Source organism: Mycolicibacter senuensis (genome assembly GCF_002101885.1).
GTDB classification, from domain to species: Bacteria; Actinomycetota; Actinomycetes; order Mycobacteriales; family Mycobacteriaceae; genus Mycobacterium; species Mycobacterium senuense.
On record NZ_LQPS01000043.1, the window covers coordinates 465688 to 486162 of the forward strand.

Below are 20475 nucleotides of genomic sequence, written 5' to 3' on the forward strand. Positions count from 1 at the left end.
GGCAGCAGATTTCTATCAGGGAAAATTCTTGACGTTAGATTCAAGTAGTTCTAACGTACAAAATGTTAATATTTAGAAGCGAGGAGGATGTTCATGAGTACCACCAATCTGGGCTCACCTGCCCTTTCGGAGCGGTTGAAGGATCCGTTGTTCGAGGCGTACTTTCTGCTGCGATCGTTGTTCACGGTGGCCCCGATCCTGTTCGGTCTGGACAAGTTCTTCAATCTGCTGACGCACGTCCCCGGAGGCGCGGGCCCGAGCCACTGGGACAAGTACCTTGCCGGCTGGATCAATGACATCCTGCCAGGCAACGGCGACCAAGCCATGTATCTGATCGGCGTCATCGAGATCGTCGCCGGTGTCCTGGTCGCGGTCGCGCCGCGGATCGGCGCCTGGGTGGTGGCCGCGTGGCTCGCCGGCATCATCGTCGACCTGCTCACCTTGTCCGGCTATTACGACGTCGCGCTGCGGGACTTCGGTCTGCTGGTCTCCGCGGTGGTACTGGCACGGCTGGCCCAGGCCGTGCATGTCCGCCGTGTGACCTGACGCCGCCACCGTCCAGTTCGCGGCCGCGCCACGGCCGGTCAGCGTTAGCGGTTGAGTCTGCGTCCAGGGCGCAAAAGTGCGAGTGGGATGCGCCCTGGACGCAGCGTCAACGTTAAATAGACGCGTGACAGCCACACATGCCGGCGGCGGTTTCAACCCGCCCGAACCGACCCAGAAGGGCGGGCCGGACTACGGCCGGTTCCTCGAGACGATGCGTGCGCTGCAGGACCACGCCCGAGCCGCCGACGCCCCCGACGAGGTGTTCAGCCGGGCCGCGGACGCGCTGCAGGACGTCTGCGACCTGTTGGCGCCGTTCGACAGCGACGAATGGTCGTCGCCGTCGGGGCGCCGGCTGGATCTGCCGATGCGCGGCAACCTGCTGGCGGTGCCGATGAAACTCGGCAGGACCGAGGACGGCCGACTGCGCGGCTGGGCCCGATTCGGCCGCTTCCACCTGGGACGCAACGGTGCCGCGCACGGCGGCGCCATCGGTCTGCTGTTCGACTCGGTGCTGGGAACCGCGTCGTGGCTGCTGACCGGCGGGCCCTACCAGCGCACCGCCTATCTGCACATCAACTACCGCAACATCGTCCCGATCGACAAGGAGTTGCAGGTCGAGGCGTGGATTAGCCGGACGGAGGGCCGGAAGATCTTCGTCGGGACCGCGCTGCGCGACGGCGATACGGTGCTGGCCGACGGCGAAGCGTTGTTCGTGGTGCTCAAGCCCGGCCAGCCGTGAGCGCGGCATACTCCCGAGCGGTCGGCCACCACAGCCCCGATAGCATGGTCGCGGACGTTTCGACCACCTCGCATCCCCTTGGAGACCGCCTCATGAGCGCGCCCGCCCCGATCCGGGTTCCTGCCGGCACCACCGCCGCCGACGCGGTGCGGGCGGCGGGCCTGCCCAGCCGGGGGGCGCCGGATGCGATCGTGGTGGTGCGCGACGCCGACGGCAAACTGCGCGACCTGAGCTGGATCCCCGACACCGACGCCGAGGCGATCCCGGTGGCGGCCGACACCGAAGACGGCCGCAGCGTCATCCGGCACTCGTGCGCGCACGTGCTGGCCCAGGCCGTGCAGGACTTGTTCCCGGCTGCCAAGCTCGGCATCGGCCCGCCGATCACCGACGGCTTCTACTACGACTTCGACGTGCCCGAGGCCTTCACCCCCGAGGACCTGGAGAAGCTCGAGAAGCGGATGCGGGCGATCATCAAGGACGGTCAGTTGTTCGCCCGGCGGGTCTATGAGTCCCAGGAGGCCGCCCGCGCCGAACTGGCCGCCGAGCCCTACAAACTGGAATTGGTGGACGACAAGTCGGTGTCGACCGACAACATGGCCGAAATCATGGAGATCGGTGGCGACGAGCTCACCGCCTACGACAACCTCAACCCCCGCACCCGCGAACGGGTTTGGGGCGACCTGTGCCGCGGCCCGCACATCCCGACCACCCGCTTCATCCCCGCGTTCAAACTCACCCGCTGCTCGGCCGCCTACTGGCGCGGCGACCAGAACAACGCCAGCCTGCAGCGCGTCTACGGCACCGCGTGGGAATCCCGGGAGGCATTGGAGCGTCACCTCGAGTTGATCGAGGAGGCCCAGCGACGCGATCACCGCAAACTCGGCGTGGAGCTGGACCTGTTCAGTTTTCCCGACGAAATCGGTTCGGGCCTACCGGTTTTCCATCCCAGGGGCGGGATCATCCGCCGCGAGCTGGAGGACTACTCGCGACGCAAGCACATCGAGGCCGGCTACCAGTTCGTCAACACCCCGCACATCACCAAGTCGGCGCTGTACGAAACCTCCGGTCACCTGCAGTGGTACTCCGAGGGCATGTACCCGCCGATGCACATCGACGCGGAGTTCGCCGAGGACGGCACCGTTCGCAAACCCGGCCAGGACTACTACCTCAAGCCGATGAACTGCCCGATGCACCACCTGATCTTCCGGTCACGGGGGCGCTCCTACCGGGAACTTCCGTTGCGGCTCTTCGAGTTCGGCAGCGTGTACCGCTACGAACGTTCCGGTGTGGTGCACGGGCTGACCCGGGTGCGCGGCATGACCCAGGACGACGCGCACATCTACTGCACCCGGGACAGCATGCGCGAGGAGTTGGCCTCGCTGCTGCGCTTCGTACTGGACCTGCTCGCCGACTACGGCCTGGACGACTACTACCTGGAGCTGTCCACCAAGGACCCGGAGAAGTACGTCGGCTCCGACGAGGTGTGGGAGGGTGCGACCGAGACGCTGCGCGAGGTCGCCGAGGCGTCCGGACTGACGCTGGTGCCCGACCCGGGCGGCGCGGCGTTCTACGGCCCGAAGATCTCGGTGCAGGTCAAAGACGCCCTCGGCCGCAGCTGGCAGATGTCGACCATTCAGCTCGACTTCAACATGCCCGACCGGTTCGAGTTGGAGTACACCGCGGCCGACGGCACCCGGCAGCGTCCGGTGCTGATCCACCGGGCCCTGTTCGGCTCGATCGAGCGGTTCTTCGGTGTGCTGACCGAGCACTACGCCGGAGCCTTCCCGGCCTGGCTGGCGCCGGTGCAGGTGGTCGGCATCCCGGTGGCCGACCAGCACGTGGAATACCTGGATGAGATCGCCGCACAGCTGCGCAGCCACGGGATACGGGTCGAGGTCGACGCCAGCGACGACCGGATGCCCAAGAAGATCGTCAACCACACCAACACGCACGTGCCGTTCATGTTGCTGGCCGGCGACCGCGACGTCGACGCCGGTGCGGTCAGCTTCCGGTTCGGCGACCGCACCCAGATCAACGGCGTGCCCCGCGATGACGCGGTCGCGGCGATCGCCGGCTGGATCGCCGCGCGGGACAACACCGCGCCGACCGCGGAGACGGTCAAGGCGGGCTTGAAGGCGGGCGACGCGACATGACCGGCGACCAGGGGATCGTAGACACCGGTGCCGGTGATCCCGACCGGTTGGAGCGACTGTGGACGCCCTACCGGATGACCTATCTGGCCGAGGCGCCGATCAAGCGTGACCGGGCCGGGTCGGCGCGGTCCACCAGGCCGTTCACCGACATCCCGACGATGTCCGACGAGGACGGGCTGGTGGTGGCGCGCGGCGAGAACGTCTACGCGGTGCTCAACCTCTACCCATACAACCCGGGCCACCTGATGGTGGTGCCCTACCGGCGGTTCTCGGAGTTCGAAGACCTCACCGAACCCGAGGGCGCCGAGTTGATGACGTTCATCCAGAAGGCCATCCGGGTGATCAAGGCGGTGTCGCGTCCGCACGGGTTCAACGTCGGCCTGAACCTGGGCGAGTCGGCCGGCGGCTCGCTGGCCGAGCATCTGCATGTGCACGTGGTGCCCCGCTGGGGCGGCGACGCGAACTTCATCACCATCGTCGGTGGCTCCAAAGTGATCCCGCAGTTGCTGCGTGACACTCGCCGGCTGCTCGCCGACGAGTGGGCCCAACAGCCATGAGCAGGCTGCCGTTCCTGTCCCGGGCGAGGTTCGCCGGTATCACCACGCCGGTGGCACGGGCCTTCCTGCGGGCCGGGCTCACCGCCGACGTCGTCACGATCATGGGAACCGCCGGTGCGGTGCTGGCGGCGCTGACACTGTTCCCGACCGGGCAGTTGTTCGCCGGCACGCTGGTGGTCTGGCTGTTCGTGCATTTCGACATGATCGACGGGGCGATGGCCCGGCTGCGCGGCGGCGGCAGTGCGTTCGGCGCGGTCCTCGACGCCACCTGCGACCGGATCAGTGACGGTGCGGTGTTCTGCGGGCTGCTGTGGTGGGCGGCTTTCGGCCTCGACAGCCCCCCGTTGGTGGTCGCCACATTGATCTGCCTGGTGACCTCGCAGGTCATCTCCTACATCAAGGCGCGTGCCGAAGCCAGCGGCCTGCGCGGCGACGGCGGTTACATCGAACGCCCGGAACGGCTGATCATCGTGCTGGTGGGCGCCGGGCTGTCCGATCTGCCGGTGTACCCGCTGCCCTGGGCGCTGCATGTGGCGATGTGGCTGCTGGCGGTGGCCAGTCTGATCACCTGCGCGCAGCGACTGCACACCGTGCGCACCTCACCGGGGGCGGTGGAGCCCCTGCCCGAAGCTGACGGCCAGGGAACCGCCGAACCGTGACGTTCATCCCGAGCGGTCTGCGAGTTCCCGGGCTGAGCCAACTGGACGCCTGGGCCACCGATGCCGGGTTCGCCGCCGGCTGGATGATGGTGCGCGCATTGCCGGAATTCGTCGCCCGCAACGCATTCGACGTCGGCGCCTTGTTTGCGGCCCGCGGCGGGGGACCCGAGCAGCTGCGCAAGAACCTGGCCCGGGTGCTGGGGGTGGCGCCGGCCGAGGTGCCGTCGGGGCTGATGCGGGCGTCGCTGGCGTCATACGCCCGGTACTGGCGCGAGGCGTTCCGGCTGCCCGCCATGGACCACGCCGAGCTGGCCCGCCGGCTGCATGATTCGGTGCAGGGCGAGCAGCACCTCGAGGCCGCATTGCGGGCCGGGCGCGGCGCGGTGCTGGCGTTGCCGCACAGCGGCAACTGGGACATGGCCGGGGTCTGGCTCGCCCAGACCCACGGCGGTTTCACCACGGTGGCCGAGCGCCTCAAACCCGAGTCGCTCTACCGGCGCTTCCTCGACTTCCGGGAGAGCCTGGGGTTCGAGGTGCTGCCACTGTCCGGCGGGGAACGTCCGCCGTTCGACGTACTGACCGAGCGCCTGGGTGCCAACGGGCTGGTCTGCCTGATGGCCGATCGTGACCTGACCCGCAACGGGGTGGCGGTCGAGTTCTTCGGTGAGACCACCCGGATGCCGGCCGGCCCGGCCAAACTCGCACTTGCCACCGGTGCGGCCCTGCTGCCGGCGCACTGCAGGTTCGACGGTGCGGGCTGGGGGATCCGGATTCATCCGCCGCTGGAGTGCGGCAGCGATGATGTCGGGGTGATCACCCAGGCGCTGGCCGACACCTTCGCCGAAGGCATCGCCGCGTACCCGCAGGACTGGCACATGATGCAGCCGCAGTGGGTGGTGGATCTGCCCGAATCGCGACGGGCGCATCTGGGGGAGAGCTGATGCGGATCGGCATGGTCTGTCCCTACTCGTTCGATGTGCCGGGCGGGGTACAGGCCCACGTGCTGCAGTTGGCCGAAGTGCTGCGCGGCCGCGGGCACGAGGTCAGTGTGCTGGCGCCGGCCTCACCGCACATGCAGCTGCCCGATTACGTCGTCTCCGCCGGCAAGGCCGTCGGGATCCCCTACAACGGCTCGGTGGCCCGGCTGCAGTTCAGCCCGGCCGCCCACCGCAAGGTCAAGAAGTGGCTGATGCGGGGTGATTTCGACGTGTTGCACCTGCACGAGCCGAATGCCCCCAGCCTGTCGATGCTGGCGTTGAACGTCGCCGAGGGTCCGATCGTGGCCACCTTCCACACCTCCACGACCAAGTCGCTGACGTTGAGTGTGGCCCAGGGCCTGCTGCGGCCGATGCACGAGAAGATCATCGGCCGCATCGCGGTCTCGGACCTGGCCCGGCGCTGGCAGATGGAGGCGCTCGGATCCGACGCGGTCGAGATCCCGAACGGCGTCGACGTGGCCGCGTTCGCCACCGCGCAGCCATTGCCCGGCTATCCCCGCGCCGGCCGTACGGTGTTGTTTCTCGGCCGCTACGACGAACCCCGCAAGGGGATGGCGGTGTTACTGGCGGCGCTGCCTGGGCTGGTCGAGAAATTCCCCGACGTCGAGCTGCTGATCGTCGGCCGCGGGGACGAGGCCGAACTGCGCAGCGACGCAGGCGCATTGGCCGGACATCTGCGGTTCCTGGGGCAGGTCGACGACGCCGAGAAGGCGTCGGCGCTGCGCGGCGCCGACGTGTACTGCGCGCCGAACACCGGCGGGGAGAGCTTCGGCATCGTGCTGGCCGAGGCGATGGCCGCCGGCGCGGCGGTGGTCGCCAGCGACCTGGACGCTTTCCGCCGGGTGCTGCGCGACGGACAGGCGGGCCGGCTGGTGCCGGTCGATGACCACGCGGCGCTGGCCGCCGCCCTGATCGAGGTACTCGACGACGATGCGCTGCGGGCGTCGTATGTGGCGGCGGGCAGCGAGGCGGTACGGCGCTTCGACTGGTCGGTGGTGGCCGACCAGATCATCCGGGTCTATGAGACGGTCGCCGGCGTCGGCCGCAAGGTCTCGGTGGGCGACTGATGGGCCCGACGATCCTGGTCGCCGTGCTGGTGCTGGTCGCCGTCGCGGTGCTGGCCGCCACGGTGGGCTGGGCCTACCAGACCGCCAGCCGGCTCAACCGGCTGCACGTGCGCTGCGACCTGTCCTGGCAGGCACTCGACGCGGCCCTGGCGCGCCGCGCCGTGGTGGCCCGGGCCGTCGCGTTCGAGGCCTACGGCGAGGCGCTGACCGGGCGGCGGCTGGCCGCCGTGGCCGATGCCGCCGAGCGAGCGCCACGCGAGGCCCGTGAGACGGCCGAGAACGCGTTGTCGGCCGAATTGGCGATGATCGACACCGCGTCGTTGCCGCCGGCGATGATCGCCGAGTTGGCCGACGCCGAAGCTCGGGTGCTGCTGGCTCGCCGGTTCCACAACGACGCGGTCCGCGACACCGTGGCGCTGCGTGAGCGGCCGCTGGTGCGGGCGTTGCATCTGGGCGGAACCGCGCCGATGCCAACGTATTTCGAGATCGTCGAACGGGCCAGTATGGTCGCCCACGGTGAGCACGGCGTACTGGGCCCGCGGGTCTCGGCGCGGGTGGTGCTGCTCGACGACGCGGGCTCGGTGCTGCTGTTGCGCGGCCGCGACCCGGCCCTGCCCGACGACGCCGACAATCCGGCGCCGCGCTGGTGGTTCACCGTCGGCGGCCAGGTGTTGCCCGATGAGCCGCTGGCCGAGGCGGCGGCGCGCGAACTCGCCGAGGAGACCGGACTGAAGGTCGATCCCGCCGAGCTGGTCGGACCGATCTGGCGCCGCGACGCGGCCTTCCAGTTCAACGGCGACCGGATCGACAGCCAGGAGTTCTTCTTCGCCTATCGCACCGGCCGGTTCGAACCGTCCGGCGCCGGTCGCACCGGACTGGAACAGCGTTACCTGCACGGTCACCGCTGGTGCGATGCGGCCGCCATCGCCGAGCTGACCGCCGGCGGCGAGCAGGTCTACCCGCGCCAACTCGGCGATCGGCTCACCGAGGCGGCCCGGCTGGCCGACTCGGCGGATGCCCAACCGGTACTGCGCCGCATCTCCTGACCGCTCGCGCCATGGAATGCCACCGGTAGCGGCAATAGGATCATCCAATGCCGACCCACCGTGCTGTTCACGTACCGTCCGCCGGTGCACCGCTGAGCCTGGTCGACGTCGACACCGCCGCGCCGGGAGCCGATCAGGTCAGGATCGACGTCGCCGCCTGCGGTGTCTGCGGCACCGACCAGGGCATCGTCGGTGGCGGGTTTCCCGGCGTCAGCTGGCCGTTGACCCCCGGGCACGAGATCGCCGGCCGGATCGCCGAGCTCGGATCGGCCGTGACGGGCTGGGCCGTCGGCGATCGGGTGGCGGTGGGATGGTTCGGCGGTCACTGCAATCACTGCATCCCCTGCCGCAGGGGTGATTTCATCCACTGCGACAACGGGCAGGTGCCGAGCCTGCATTACCCGGGCGGCTACGGCGAATCGGTGACCGTCCCGGCCAACGCGCTGGCCCGGATCCCCGACGCGCTGTCCTTCGTGGAGGCGGCGCCGATGGGATGTGCGGGGGTGACCACCTACAACGCGCTGCGCTCCACCCGGGCGCTGCCGGGCGATCGCGTCGCGGTGCTCGGCGTCGGCGGGCTGGGCCACCTGGGCGTGCAGTTCGCCGCCGCGATGGGATTCGAGACCATCGCGGTCGCTCGCGGCGCCGGGAAGGGCGAGGATGCCCGCGCACTGGGCGCCCACCACTACATCGACTCGACCGCCGGCGACGTCGCGGCCGCGTTGCAGGCCCTCGGCGGGGTGTCGGTGGTGCTGGCCACCGCCGCCAATTCGCAGGCGATGGCCGATACGCTGGGCGGCCTGGCGTCTCGCGGGGAACTGGTCATCATCGGGGTCTCCGCCGATCCGCTGCCGATCGCCCCGCTCCAGTTGATCGGGCCGGGGCTCAGCGTGTCCGGTCACCCGTCGGGCACCGCCCGCGACGTCGAGGAGACCATGGCCTTCGCGGTGCTGTCCGGGGTGCGGGCCCGCATCGAGGAGCGGCCGCTGGCCCAGGCCGCGGAGGCATACGCCGCTATGGAACAGGGCCGCGCCCGCTACCGGATGGTGTTGACTATGTGACGCAGCGCCGGCTCACGCCGTGAGGCCCGCGTCGTAGTCCCAGCGGGTGGGCGGCGTCATTCCCGGCGGCATCCACCCGATGAACAGGTGCCCGTCGCGATGCGCGCGGGCGGTCGGCTCGATTCCCAGCAGTTCGCGCACCTCGGCGATCGGCTTGTCCAGCAGCTCTTCGTAGGGGGCGGCCATCAGGTTGTCGGCGCGTTGCCCGCGGCGGACCGCCTCGCGGAAGTAGCGCAGCTTGCGGCGCGGGGAGGCGGGGATGAGGGTGCCCAACAGCCCGAGGCTGAGCGCTTTGAGCGCACCGGAGGGTTCCATCTGACCGCAGTGGAAGCCGAGATTGCCGAACTCGCCGCCCATGTCCGGACCGTAACCACCGAGGGTGTGGAACATGTCGTGCAGGGCGGTGCCGCGCCGCATCATGTAGAAGAAATCGTCATCCCAGCCGCGGCGCTCGGCGATCGGCCGGATCACGGTGTCCACGTCGAACACGCCGGCATCGAGCCGGTTGGTGCGCAGAAACGACCGGTAGGCGTGGCCGAGCGATCCCGCCGGCAGCGAGGCCAGGTAGTCGTCGTCGCCCAGCAGCGCCAACAGATCGGGCTTCTCGGCGAACAGCTTCCGGCCATTGGGATGTGCCCGCAGCTGGTGGTAGCTGCGCGCCAGGATCGGAGCCGCCAGGCCCACGATCAAGTCGAAGGCGGAGCCGCCGTTCCTGCCCGGGTTGGCCAACAGCCGCCACGAGCCGAAGACTGCCGGCCAGTCGCGCTGTTCGGGTACACCGGTAAGTGTTGCGGTCATGCGACGATCCCTTCATCAGGTGCTTCGATAATAGACATTTGAATGGAGATGTCCATATATGTCGGCGAAGACAATCCGCGGCCGAGGCAGGCCACCCGGTGGTGGCAACCCTCCCGAGCACGCTCGGGAGTTGCTGCTCGACGCCGCGGAACGGTCGTTCGCGCGCCGGGGCTACCGCGCGTCGACGATGCAGGTCATCGCGCGGGACGCCGGCTACACCCGCGCGGTGATCTATCGACATTTCGGCAGCCGAGACCAGCTGTTGGACGCGCTGGTGGTGCGGGTCGCCGGACGCAGAATGGCCGCCATCGCCGCCCGGCTGGAGACCACCACCGACCCCGGCGAGCTGGTGACCGAATCACTGGTGATCGTGGCCACCGAAGTCGGCCAGGACCCGCTGCTGCGGGTGATCTCCGAGCACACCGACGAGGGCAACGTCGCCGCGATGATCGCCCGGTCGGCAACCCTGAGCGAGGTGCTGGCCGGGCAGTTCGAGATGGGATTTCAGCAGGCCGGCGACAAACTGCGTGCCGGCCTGCGCCCCGGCGACGCCGCTCGTTTCGTGTTGTCGGTCGCGCTCGGGTTGCTGCTGGGCATCGTTCCCGGCGCCGGCGACGCCGCACAGGTCCGCCGGTATGTGCAGGTGTTCGTGCTCCCCGCGCTGGTCGCCGATCCGTGCCCGGCCGGGCCGGTGTTTACCGCGCCGGGGTAACGAGCGGGAAAACCGGTGGCGTCGGCCCACTACACTGAGCGGGTATCAGTGGCCAGCAAGGAGAAGCATTCAGTGGACAGCGCGGCGCAGAACGGTTCGGCACCCGGCGGGCAGACGGGTACTGCGCGGGTCAAGCGCGGCATGGCCGAGATGCTCAAGGGCGGCGTCATCATGGACGTCGTCACCGCCGAACAAGCCCGGATCGCCGAGGGGGCCGGCGCCGTCGCGGTGATGGCGCTGGAGCGGGTGCCTGCCGACATCCGCGCTCAGGGCGGGGTGTCGCGAATGAGCGACCCCGACATGATCGAGAGCATCATCGCCGCGGTCACCATCCCGGTGATGGCCAAGGTGCGTATCGGGCACTTCGTCGAAGCGCAGATCCTGCAAAGCCTCGGGGTCGACTACATCGACGAGTCGGAGGTACTCACCCCGGCCGACTACAGCCACCACATCGACAAGTGGCAGTTCACCGTTCCGTTCGTGTGCGGGGCGACCAACCTCGGTGAGGCGCTGCGCCGGATCACCGAGGGCGCGGCCATGATCCGCTCCAAGGGCGAGGCCGGAACCGGGGATGTCTCCAACGCCACCACCCACATGCGTGCCATCGGCGGCGAGATCCGCCGGCTCACGTCGCTGGCGCAAGACGAATTGTTCGTCGCGGCAAAGGAACTGCAGGCGCCTTACGAACTGGTCGCCGAAGTCGCCAAGGCCGGCAAGCTGCCGGTGACGCTGTTCACCGCCGGTGGCATCGCCACCCCGGCCGATGCGGCGATGATGATGCAACTCGGCGCGGAGGGAGTGTTCGTCGGCTCCGGCATCTTCAAGTCCGGTGACCCGGCGGCGCGTGCGGCGGCCATCGTCAAGGCCACCACCTTCCATGACGACCCGGGCGTGCTGGCGCGGGTTTCGCGGGGACTGGGCGAGGCGATGGTCGGTATCAACGTGGAGGACATCGCGCAACCGCACCGGCTTGCCGAACGCGGCTGGTAGACATTCTCCGTGGCGATCGAAGAGATCCTCGATCTCGAGCAACTCGAGGTCAACATCTACCGCGGAAGCGTGTTCAGTCCGTTCTCGGCCGACAACCAGCGCACCTTCGGCGGGCATGTTGCCGGGCAGGCGCTGGTGTCGGCGGTGCGCACCGTGAACCCGAAGTTCCGGGTCCATTCCCTGCACGGCTATTTCCTGCGGCCCGGAGATGCCAAGGCGCCCACGGTTTTTCTGGTCGAACGCGTGCGTGACGGCGGTTCGTTCTGTACGCGGCGGGTCAATGCGGTGCAGCACGGTGAGACGATCTTCAACATGTCGGCGTCGTTTCAGGGCGAGCAACGCGGCATCGAGCACCAGGATGCCATGCCCGACGCGCCGGTGCCGCAGGATCTGCCCGACATCGCCGCCATGAAGGCGTTCGATGACGAGGGTTTCAAGGCGTTCGCCGAGTGGGAGCTGCGCCGGGTGCCGCGTGAGCTGTTGCCGCACATTCCGGGCAAGGTCGCCGAACAGCAGGTCTGGTTCCGCCACCGCGATCGACTGCCCGACGATCAGGTACTGCATATCTGCGCGCTGGCCTACATGAGCGACCTGACCCTGCTGGGCTCCGCCTGGTCGATCCACGCGGGCGACCGCGACCACCTGCAGGTGGCGTCGCTGGACCACGCGATGTGGTTCATGCGCCCCTTCCGGGCCGACGAATGGCTGCTCTATGACCAGTCGTCCCCGTCGGCGGGCGCCGGCCGGGCGCTGACCCAGGGCAAGATCTACAACCAGGCCGGGGACATGGTGGCGGCCGTCATGCAGGAGGGGCTGACCCGATACCCGGCCGGGTACCAGCCGGCCGGTCAGTGAGCGGGCCGCGCATCGGCGTGCTCGCACTACAGGGCGACGTGCGCGAACACCTCGCCGCACTGGCTGCCGTCGGCGCCGAGCCGGTGCCGGTGCGCCGCCGTGCGGAACTCGATGCCGTCGACGCGCTGCTGCTTCCCGGCGGCGAGTCGACCACCATGAGTCATCTGCTGCGCGAGCTGGAACTGGTCGATGTGCTGCGGGCCCGGCTGGCCGACGGGATGCCGGCCTACGGATCCTGCGCGGGAATGATCCTGTTGGCGGGTGAGATCGTCGACGCCGGCGCCGAGGGCCGTGCCGCCATCCCGTTGGCAGGAATCGATATGACGGTGCGGCGCAACGCGTTCGGGCGACAGGTCGACTCCTTTGAGGGCGACGTGACCTTCGCCGGACTGGCCGAGCCGGTGCATGCGGTGTTCATCCGGGCACCCTGGGTGGAGCGGGTCGGGCCCGGGGTGCAGGTGCTGGCCGAAGTCGCCGGGCATCCGGTCGCGGTGCGGCAGGGCGGCGTGCTGGCCACCTCGTTTCACCCGGAGGTGACCGGCGACCGCCGAATCCACCGGCTGTTCGTCGACATCGTCACCGGGCGAACCTGATCGGCCCTCAGCCGGCGGGGCGCACCGTGACGCTGACGGTGTCGGCGCCGGGGTCTGATGCGATGGTCAACACCGCGGCCTTGGGCGCCGAAACCACCTGCCCGCCGGTGACACTCACCTGATAGCCGTTCGGATATTCGACCGCGGGCGTCGAGATGGTGGTCTGCGACCCGTCGCCGAAGCTGCCCAGACCGTCGGCCCGCTCGGTGGAGTAGCTCAACTGGAAGGTCCCGGTGGCCGAGTCGAACGACCAGGAGCTCGGGGTGCCCGAGATCGCCTGCGGGTAGGGCGTGGCCAGCGCTGCTAGTTTCTCGGTGTCGAGATTGTCGCCGGTCGGCGGCCGGGCGGGGTCAGCGACCAGCCAGCCGTTGCCGCCGCCGGTGGTGGTGATATCGCCCTTGTCGCTGTACTCCCACTCGGTCCAGCCGATGCGGTTCTGGTCGGCGATGCGCAGCGTGTCGCTGATGTTCGAGTAGTCGTTGGTCGCCCCGAATTCGCTCAGCAGCACCGGGATGTTGTGCGAAGTCCCATATGTCACCGCGTTACTCGCACTCTGGGCGCCGAGGCCCAGGCCGGGCAGGAAGCTGTCCGCGTAGTCGTGGAACGACAGCACGCTGTTCGGGTCGTCGACGGTGCCCAGCGTCAGCGGCAGCCCATTGGTGGTGAGCAGATCCGGTTCGAAGTACACCGGGGTGCTCGGGTCGACCGCCCGGATCGCGGCGTCGACCTGGTTGTAGAACGGTGTCAGGATCCCGGTCCCGAAGTAGCTGCCCACCCCGAAGCTGCCGCCCCAGGGTTCGTTCATGATCTCGTAGCCGGCCACATTCGGATTGCCGTGGAAGTAATCGGCGACGTACTCCCACATCTGCGCGTAATGGTTGGCCAGCCCCATACCGTCGGGGGCTGCTGTGTTGGACCACAGCGCATCCCAGGCGTGGTACTGCGCCGGATTGAAAAAGTAGTCGTACGGGAAGCCCAGGCTCGGGTTGGGCAGCCCGCCGGTCTGGGTGGCCCACTCCGGTGCGCCCTCGCCGCCGAACACACTGCTGTAGCCGTCCTGGTGCATGTCGAGGACGACATGGATGCCGTGGCGCGCCAGCGTCTGCACGGTCTCGTCGATGGAGTCCAGGTAGGACCGGTCGAACACGCCCGGCTGCGGTTCCACACCGGCCCAGATCACGCCCAGCCGCACCACATTGAAGCCGTTGTCGGCCAGGAACTGCGCGTCGTCGTCGCCGAAGCCGATGGCCGACGGCGCGAACGGCGCGACCTTGTACACCTCGGCGAGGCCGTGCAACACCACCACCCGGCCATCGCCGTCGGTGATCCAGGTGTCGATGCTGTCGAGTCCGCCGGTGGTCACGACCGGCGGACCGCTCGCCAAAGTGCCGAACGCGCCGACCGCGCCGTGGCTGCCGAGCAGACCGCCGTTGCCGCCGGCCCCGCCGAGAGCGGGCAGGCCGCTGAGCGTGTCGCCGTCGACGGCGTCGCCCCCGTCGCCGCCGATGCCGAAGAGGCTCAACGCCGCCCCGCCGTCCCCGCCGGCCTGACCGGCACCGGTGGCGTCCCAGCCGTCGCCGCCGTCGCCGAACCACAGCCCGCCCACGCCGCCGTCGGGGTTCTCCGCCGTTCCCGGGGCACCATCGCCGATCAGGTACAGCCCCGAGAGCTGGTTGATGGCGGTGTCGATCTGCTGGCCGAGGTCGCTGTGGATCCAGTCCTCGATCCCGTCGTGGATCGGGTCGACGACCAGTTGCCGGAAGGCCGTCTCGGCCGCCGTCGACATCACGTCCGGGTCGAACCAGGCGCCGATGTCGAAATCGTCGGCGCCGGCATCGGGCGCACCGGCCAGCGTGGCCATCCCGGCGGCGACCAGCACCCCGACCGTCGTTGCTATGCCGGAGACCCGGCCTGGGCGTGTGGAGCGGGCATCGGACATCGAGACCTCCACGGTATTGTGACCCAGCTCATAATAATCCGCGGGCTCCGCCCGGCAAGGTGCTCGTGCCGAGCGCCGACGCCGTGGCCGTAGACTTGTCGGGCTGACTTTTCTCCAGCCACAGTTAGGTAGGACGGCTATGAGCGGCCATTCCAAGTGGGCCACCACCAAGCACAAGAAGGCCGTCATCGACGCCCGCCGCGGCAAGAACTTCGCCCGGTTGATCAAGAACATCGAGGTCGCGGCACGAGTCGGTGGCGGTGACCCATCCGGCAACCCCACGTTGTATGACGCCATCCAGAAGGCCAAGAAGAACTCGGTGCCCAACGACAACATCGAGCGGGCGCGCAAGCGCGGCGCCGGTGAGGAAGCCGGCGGCGCGGACTACCAGACCATCACCTACGAGGGCTACGGACCCAACGGGGTGGCGGTGCTCATCGAGTGCCTGACCGACAACCGCAACCGCGCCGCCAGCGAGGTGCGCGTGGCGATGACCCGCAACGGCGGCCAGATGGCCGACCCGGGTTCGGTCGCCTACCTGTTCAGCCGCAAGGGCACCGTCACGCTGGAGAAGAACGGCCTGACCGAGGACGACGTGCTGGTGGCGGTGCTGGATGCCGGCGCCGAGGATGTCAACGACCTGGGGGAGAGCTTCGAGGTGATCTCCGAGCCGGGCGATCTGGTGGCGGTGCGCACCGCGCTGGTCGACGCCGGCATCGACTACGACGCGGCCGAGGCCAGTTTCCAGCCGTCGGTCAGCGTCCCCGTCGACGTCGACGGCGCCCGCAAGGTGTTCAAGCTGGTCGAGGCGCTCGAAGACAGTGACGACGTACAGAACGTCTGGACCAACGTCGAGCTGTCCGACGAGGTCCTGGCCGCCCTCGAGTCCGAGTAGCGGCCGGTGTCGGCGATTCATTTCATCTCGGGATTACCCCGGTCGGGCTCGACGCTGCTGGCTGCGCTGCTGCGGCAGAACCCGCGATTCGAGGCCGGGATGTCGGGCCCGCTGGCCGGATTGTTCGGCGCCCTGCTCGGCGAGATGAGCGCCCGCAACGAGTTCTCGGTGTTCATCGACGACGCCAAGCGGGAGCGGATCCTGCACGGGCTGTTCGACAGTTTCTACGCCGACTGCCCAGCCGACGTGGTCTTCGATACCAACCGGGGGTGGTGCGGCTGGATGGCGGCGGTCTCGCGGCTGTTCCCAGACGCCAAGGTGATCGCCTGCGTGCGGGAGTTGCCGTGGGTGGTCGACAGCATCGAACGGCTGATCCAGCGCAACGTGTTCACGCCGTCGTCGATCTTCGGCTTCAACCCCGGCGGCACCGTCTACACCCGCGCCAACGGCGTGGTGGGACAAGACGGCATGGTCGGCGCGGCCTACGACATGCTCAAACAGGCCTGTTTCGGCGCACAGCGCGACCGGCTGCTGGTGGTGCAGTACGAGACGCTGACCTCCGAGCCCGCCCGCACCATGCGAGCCATCTACGACTTCATCGGTGAGCCGATGTTCGAGCACAGCTTCGACCACATCGACTTCGACGTCACCGACTTCGACGAACGGGCCGGAACGCCGGGGCTGCACACCGTGCACAGTGAAGTCAGGGCCCAGCCTCGCGAGACCATCCTGCCCCCGGACCTGTTCAACCGGTTCGTCAACGACGCGTTCTGGCGCGACCCGGCCGCCGTCCCGGCGGGCTTGCGGGTGGTGTGACGGCAACAGGATCCGCTGCCGCCCCCGCGTGTCCTGCCCGGGACTGTCGCCCCCAACCGCTACTGTTCGAACAGATGTTCACAACGGTAGGGAGTTGGCGGTGCGGGTGATGGGTGTCGACCCCGGGTTGACCCGCTGCGGATTGTCGGTGGTCGAAGGCGGCAGCGGACGCCAGGTCGTCGCTCTGGACGTCGACGTGGTGCGCACCCCGGCCGATCAGCCGCTGCCCCAGCGGCTGATGACGATCAGTGACACCGCCGAGCACTGGCTGGACACCCACTGTCCCGATGTCGTCGCCGTCGAGCGGGTGTTCTCCCAGCAGAACGTCTCCACGGTGATGGGCACCGCCCAGGCCGGCGGGGTGATCGCGCTGGCGGCCGCCCGCCGTGGCATCGACGTGCATTTCCACACGCCCAGCGAGGTCAAGGCCGCGGTGACCGGAAACGGCTCGGCCGACAAGGCGCAGGTGACGGCGATGGTCACCAGGATCCTCGGCTTGCAGCAGAAGCCCACACCCGCCGACGCGGCGGACGCGCTGGCGCTGGCGATCTGCCACTGCTGGCGGGCCCCGATGATCGCGCGGATGGCGGCGGCCGAGGCGCTGGCCGCCGAGCAGCGACGCCGCTACGCCGCCAAGCTCAAGGCGGCCCGGGCATGATCGCCTCGGTGCGCGGTGAAGTCATCGACATCGCACTCGACCATGTGGTGATCGAGGCGGCCGGGGTCGGCTACAAGGTGATGGCCACCCCGGCGACGCTGTCGATGCTGCGCCGCGGCAGCGAATCCCGGTTGATCACCGCGATGATCGTGCGCGAGGACTCGATGACGCTGTACGGGTTCCCCGACGCCGATGCGCGGGACCTGTTTCTGACGTTGATCGGGGTTTCGGGGATCGGGCCCAAGATCGCACTGGCCGCCCTGGCGGTCTACGACGCAACCGCGCTGCGCCGGGTGCTGGCCGATGGCGACGTCACCGCGCTGACCCGGGTACCCGGGATCGGCAAACGTGGGGCCGAGCGCCTGGTGCTGGAACTGCGCGACAAGATCGGACCGGTGGCAGCACCCGACGGGGCCGTGTTCAACGGCCATGCGGTGCGCGCACCGGTGGTGGAAGCACTTGTCGGCCTGGGGTTTGCGGCCAAGCAGGCCGAGGAGGCCATCGACAAGGTGCTGGCTGAGGCCCCGGACGCCAGCACGTCGGATGCGCTGCGCACCGCGCTGAGCCGGCTGGGGAAGACCAAGTGAGCGAACCCGGCACGGCCGATGACCGCGAGGTGTCGCCGGCGTTGACGGTCGGCGAGGGCGATGTCGAGGCCGGCCTGCGTCCGCGCAGCCTGGCGGAATTCATCGGCCAGCCCCGGGTGCGCGAGCAGTTGCAGCTGGTGATCGAGGGCGCCAAGAACCGCGGTGGCACACCGGATCACATCCTGCTGTCGGGTCCGCCCGGGCTGGGCAAGACGTCGCTGGCGATGATCATCGCCAGTGAACTGGGCAGCTCATTGCGGGTGACGTCGGGTCCCGCGCTGGAACGTGCCGGCGACCTGGCCGCGATGCTGTCGAATCTGGTCGAGCACGATGTGTTGTTCATCGACGAGATCCACCGCATCGCCCGGCCCGCCGAGGAGATGCTCTATCTGGCCATGGAGGACTTCCGGGTCGACGTCGTGGTGGGCAAAGGTCCCGGGGCGACGTCGATACCGCTGGAAGTCGCGCCGTTCACGCTGGTCGGGGCGACCACCCGCTCCGGTGCGTTGACCGGCCCGCTGCGCGACCGGTTCGGGTTCACCGCGCACATGGATTTCTATGAGCCCGCCGAGCTGCAGCTGGTGCTGGCCCGGTCGGCGACGATCCTGGGCATCGAACTGGGGTCCGATGCCGCGGCCGAGGTCGCCCGGCGCTCCCGGGGCACCCCGCGGATCGCCAACCGGCTGCTGCGCCGGGTCCGCGATTACGCCGAGGTGCGCGCCGACGGGGTGATCACCCGTGACGTGGCCAAGGCCGCGCTGGCCGTCTACGACGTCGACGAGCTGGGCCTGGACCGGCTCGACCGGGCGGTGCTGTCGGCGTTGACCCGCAGTTTCGGCGGCGGCCCGGTCGGGGTCTCCACCCTGGCGGTGGCGGTGGGGGAGGAAGCGGCCACCGTGGAGGAGGTCTGCGAACCGTTTCTGGTGCGCGCCGGGATGGTCGCGCGCACGCCCCGGGGCCGCGTCGCGACGCCGGCAGCCTGGACACATCTGGGCATGGTGCCGCCGGCCGGAGCCGCCGGGCTGGGGATACCGCCCGGTTACGGGGAACGGGGACTGTTCGAGACCGACTGAACGGCCCGGTTACAGCTTGCCCAGCTCGCCGGCCAGCACGTCCAACCCCTCGGCCAGCAGTTCGTCGCTGATGGTCAGCGGCGGTAGCAGCCGCAACACATTGCCGAACGTGCCGCAGGTCAACACGATCACGCCGGCCCGGTGGCACGCCGACGCCAGCGCCTTGGTCAACGCGGCGTCCGGTTCGGTGCCCTCGGGTCGCACCAACTCGACGGCGATCATGGCGCCGCGGCCGCGAACATCGCCGATGCGAGCATCGTCGGCCTGCAGCCGGCCCAGTCGCTCGAACATCAGCCGCTCGATCTGGCGGGCCCGCCCCAGCAGATCGTCGGCCTCCACGGTGGCCAACGCCCCCAGCGCCGCCGCGCACGCCAGCGGGTTCCCGCCGAACGTGCCGCCCAGGCCGCTGACGTGGGGAGCGTCCATGATCTCGGCACGACCGGTGACCGCCGCCAGCGGCAATCCGCCGCCGATGCCCTTGGCGGTGCAGATCAGGTCGGGCTCGATGGGTTCGTGTTCGCAGGCGAACATCGCCCCGGTGCGCGCGAATCCGGTCTGCACCTCGTCGGCGATGAACACCACGTCGTTGTCGCGGCACCAAGACAGCAGCGTGGGCAGGAAACCCGGTGCCGGAACGATGAATCCGCCCTCGCCCTGGATCGGTTCGATGACCAGCGCGGCCAGGTTGTGGGCGCCGATCTGGTTCTCCAGGACAGCGACGGTGCGCTCCGCGGCCCGCCCGCCGTCGCTGCCCAACTCCTTGTCGAGCAGGGCGTCACGGTAGGGGTAGGACGTCGGTGCGCGGTAGATGTCGGGGGCGAACGGCCCGAACCCGCTCTTGTAGGGCATCGACTTGGCCGTCAGCGCCATCGTCAGATTGGTGCGGCCGTGGTAGCCGTGGTCGAACGCCACCACCGCCGACTTGCGGGTGTAGGCGCGAGCGATCTTGACGGCGTTTTCCAGGGCTTCGGCGCCGGAGTTGAGCAGCAGCGAACGCTTCTCATAGGTGCCCGGGGTGAGCCGGTTCAGCGCTTCGGCGACGGCCACATATCCCTCGTAGGGCGTGACCATGAAGCAGGTGTGGGTGAACTCGCCGGCCTGCTCGCGCACTCCGTCGACGACGCGCGGTGCGGCGTTGCCGACGGTGGTCACCGCGATGCCCGAGCCCAGATCGATCAGCCGGTTGCCGTCGACGTCCTCCACGATGCCCCCGCCGGCGCGGGCCGCGTACACCGGCAGCGTGCTGGCCACGCCGCGGGCGACGGCCGCCGCGCGGCGGCTTGCCAGCCGCACCGAACCGGGGCCGGGGATCTCAGTGGCCAGGTGACGGCTCTGCTGCAGTGTCGACACAGACATGAGCGGTCTCCTCAGCGGTGGTTGCGACAGGTCAGACTTGGCCCAGCGGCCGGCAGGCGTTGCCGAACGGGTTCCACCATTCGCCGGGCGGGCAGTCCAGCGGCGTGGGGCCCTGGCCGAGGGGCATGCAGGTGTTGGTGCTCGGTTCCCAGTACTGGCCTTCCGTGCAGTCGAGCGGCGTGGGGCCCTGGCCGAGGGGCATGCAGGTGTTGGTGCTCGGCTCCCAGTACTGACCGCCCGGGCAGTCCAGCGGTGCCGCCGATCCGACGGCGGGCAGCGCGATCGCACCTACCGCCAGGGGGGCTGCCGCCAGCGCCACGGCGGTAGCCAGACCACACGCGAAATTCCTCATCGCCCGACCTTTCTGGAGAATCCTG

The 20475-nt window shown here is 69.2% G+C and carries 22 protein-coding genes; 18 read left to right on the top strand and 4 right to left on the bottom strand.

The genetic code is table 11. The annotated features are described in order from the left end of the window. Positions 1 to 93: 93 nt before the first annotated feature. From AWC24_RS16650 to AWC24_RS16690, 9 genes are all read left to right on the top strand, one after another. The gene (locus AWC24_RS16650) at positions 94 to 546 is read left to right on the top strand and encodes an Rv2617c family stress response/phage resistance protein (RefSeq protein WP_085087157.1); all 453 of its coding nucleotides are present in this window, start codon (positions 94 to 96) and stop codon (positions 544 to 546) included. Between the two features lie 124 nt (positions 547 to 670). Next, positions 671 to 1285: a PaaI family thioesterase gene (locus AWC24_RS16655; RefSeq protein ID WP_085086759.1), complete on the top strand. Its 615-nt coding sequence runs from the start codon at positions 671 to 673 to the stop codon at positions 1283 to 1285. A 92-nt stretch (positions 1286 to 1377) separates the two neighbouring features. Further along, on the top strand, positions 1378 to 3438 hold the full coding sequence (gene thrS, locus AWC24_RS16660; protein ID WP_085086760.1) for a threonine--tRNA ligase: 2061 nt from the start codon (positions 1378 to 1380) through the stop codon (positions 3436 to 3438). Then, positions 3435 to 3995: an ATP adenylyltransferase gene (locus AWC24_RS16665; protein ID WP_085086762.1), complete on the top strand. Its 561-nt coding sequence runs from the start codon at positions 3435 to 3437 to the stop codon at positions 3993 to 3995. The genes thrS and AWC24_RS16665 overlap by 4 nt, the downstream gene beginning before the upstream one ends. Next, positions 3992 to 4654, top strand: coding sequence for a phosphatidylinositol phosphate synthase (pgsA, locus tag AWC24_RS16670; protein ID WP_085086764.1), 663 nt, complete (start codon positions 3992 to 3994; stop codon positions 4652 to 4654). The genes AWC24_RS16665 and pgsA overlap by 4 nt, the downstream gene beginning before the upstream one ends. A gap of 17 nt (positions 4655 to 4671) precedes the next feature. Then, entirely contained in the window at positions 4672 to 5595 is a 924-nt protein-coding gene (locus tag AWC24_RS16675) for a phosphatidylinositol mannoside acyltransferase (RefSeq protein WP_234807411.1), read from the top strand. After that, entirely contained in the window at positions 5595 to 6719 is a 1125-nt protein-coding gene (locus AWC24_RS16680; protein ID WP_085086768.1) for a glycosyltransferase family 4 protein, read from the top strand. Before AWC24_RS16675 ends, AWC24_RS16680 begins: the two co-directional genes overlap by 1 nt. Beyond that, positions 6719 to 7765, top strand: a complete 1047-nt coding sequence (locus AWC24_RS16685; protein WP_085086770.1) for an NUDIX hydrolase — start codon at positions 6719 to 6721, stop codon at positions 7763 to 7765. The genes AWC24_RS16680 and AWC24_RS16685 overlap by 1 nt, the downstream gene beginning before the upstream one ends. Before the next feature lie 47 nt (positions 7766 to 7812). Further along, entirely contained in the window at positions 7813 to 8826 is a 1014-nt protein-coding gene (locus tag AWC24_RS16690) for an alcohol dehydrogenase catalytic domain-containing protein (protein ID WP_085086772.1), read from the top strand. Between the two features lie 12 nt (positions 8827 to 8838). Here AWC24_RS16690 and AWC24_RS16695 read toward each other — a convergent pair whose 3' ends face one another. Next, complete coding sequence (locus AWC24_RS16695) at positions 8839 to 9624, bottom strand: Coq4 family protein (protein ID WP_085086774.1); 786 nt, start codon at positions 9622 to 9624, stop codon at positions 8839 to 8841. A gap of 58 nt (positions 9625 to 9682) precedes the next feature. Here AWC24_RS16695 and AWC24_RS16700 point away from each other — a divergent pair, with 58 nt between their 5' ends. The 4 genes from AWC24_RS16700 (at position 9683) to pdxT (ending at position 12774) form a co-directional block, all read left to right on the top strand. Next, positions 9683 to 10336, top strand: coding sequence for a TetR/AcrR family transcriptional regulator (locus tag AWC24_RS16700; RefSeq protein ID WP_085086776.1), 654 nt, complete (start codon positions 9683 to 9685; stop codon positions 10334 to 10336). A gap of 72 nt (positions 10337 to 10408) precedes the next feature. Continuing rightward, positions 10409 to 11326 (top strand): pyridoxal 5'-phosphate synthase lyase subunit PdxS, encoded by a 918-nt coding sequence (gene pdxS, locus AWC24_RS16705; protein ID WP_085087159.1) that lies wholly within the window; start codon positions 10409 to 10411, stop codon positions 11324 to 11326. Positions 11327 to 11335: 9 nt separating this feature from the next. Next, entirely contained in the window at positions 11336 to 12181 is an 846-nt protein-coding gene (gene tesB, locus AWC24_RS16710; RefSeq protein ID WP_085086778.1) for an acyl-CoA thioesterase II, read from the top strand. Then, a complete protein-coding gene (pdxT, locus tag AWC24_RS16715; protein ID WP_085086780.1) occupies positions 12178 to 12774 on the top strand; it encodes a pyridoxal 5'-phosphate synthase glutaminase subunit PdxT in 597 nt (198 codons plus the stop codon). Before tesB ends, pdxT begins: the two co-directional genes overlap by 4 nt. Positions 12775 to 12781: 7 nt before the next feature. Here pdxT and AWC24_RS16720 read toward each other — a convergent pair whose 3' ends face one another. Next, positions 12782 to 14713, bottom strand: coding sequence for a cellulase family glycosylhydrolase (locus AWC24_RS16720; protein ID WP_085087161.1), 1932 nt, complete (start codon positions 14711 to 14713; stop codon positions 12782 to 12784). Between the two features lie 139 nt (positions 14714 to 14852). Here AWC24_RS16720 and AWC24_RS16725 point away from each other — a divergent pair, with 139 nt between their 5' ends. The 5 genes from AWC24_RS16725 to ruvB all read left to right on the top strand — a co-directional run bounded on the left by AWC24_RS16725 (position 14853) and on the right by ruvB (position 18742). Next, the gene (locus AWC24_RS16725) at positions 14853 to 15608 is read left to right on the top strand and encodes a YebC/PmpR family DNA-binding transcriptional regulator (protein WP_085086782.1); all 756 of its coding nucleotides are present in this window, start codon (positions 14853 to 14855) and stop codon (positions 15606 to 15608) included. A gap of 6 nt (positions 15609 to 15614) precedes the next feature. Then, complete coding sequence (locus tag AWC24_RS16730; protein WP_085086783.1) at positions 15615 to 16424, top strand: sulfotransferase family protein; 810 nt, start codon at positions 15615 to 15617, stop codon at positions 16422 to 16424. Between the two features lie 100 nt (positions 16425 to 16524). Next, the gene (gene ruvC, locus AWC24_RS16735; RefSeq protein ID WP_085087163.1) at positions 16525 to 17082 is read left to right on the top strand and encodes a crossover junction endodeoxyribonuclease RuvC; all 558 of its coding nucleotides are present in this window, start codon (positions 16525 to 16527) and stop codon (positions 17080 to 17082) included. Then, positions 17079 to 17669, top strand: a complete 591-nt coding sequence (gene ruvA, locus AWC24_RS16740) for a Holliday junction branch migration protein RuvA (protein ID WP_085086785.1) — start codon at positions 17079 to 17081, stop codon at positions 17667 to 17669. The genes ruvC and ruvA overlap by 4 nt, the downstream gene beginning before the upstream one ends. After that, a complete protein-coding gene (ruvB, locus tag AWC24_RS16745) occupies positions 17666 to 18742 on the top strand; it encodes a Holliday junction branch migration DNA helicase RuvB (protein ID WP_085086786.1) in 1077 nt (358 codons plus the stop codon). Before ruvA ends, ruvB begins: the two co-directional genes overlap by 4 nt. Positions 18743 to 18751: 9 nt before the next feature. On the opposite strand, the gene gabT is transcribed toward ruvB, so the two are convergent. Beyond that, positions 18752 to 20092, bottom strand: coding sequence for a 4-aminobutyrate--2-oxoglutarate transaminase (gene gabT / locus AWC24_RS16750; protein ID WP_085086787.1), 1341 nt, complete (start codon positions 20090 to 20092; stop codon positions 18752 to 18754). Between the two features lie 37 nt (positions 20093 to 20129). Then, positions 20130 to 20450 carry a hypothetical protein gene (locus AWC24_RS16755; protein ID WP_109560513.1) on the bottom strand — a complete coding sequence of 107 codons (321 nt, stop codon included), beginning with the start codon at positions 20448 to 20450 and terminating at the stop codon, positions 20130 to 20132. Positions 20451 to 20475: the final 25 nt, after the last annotated feature.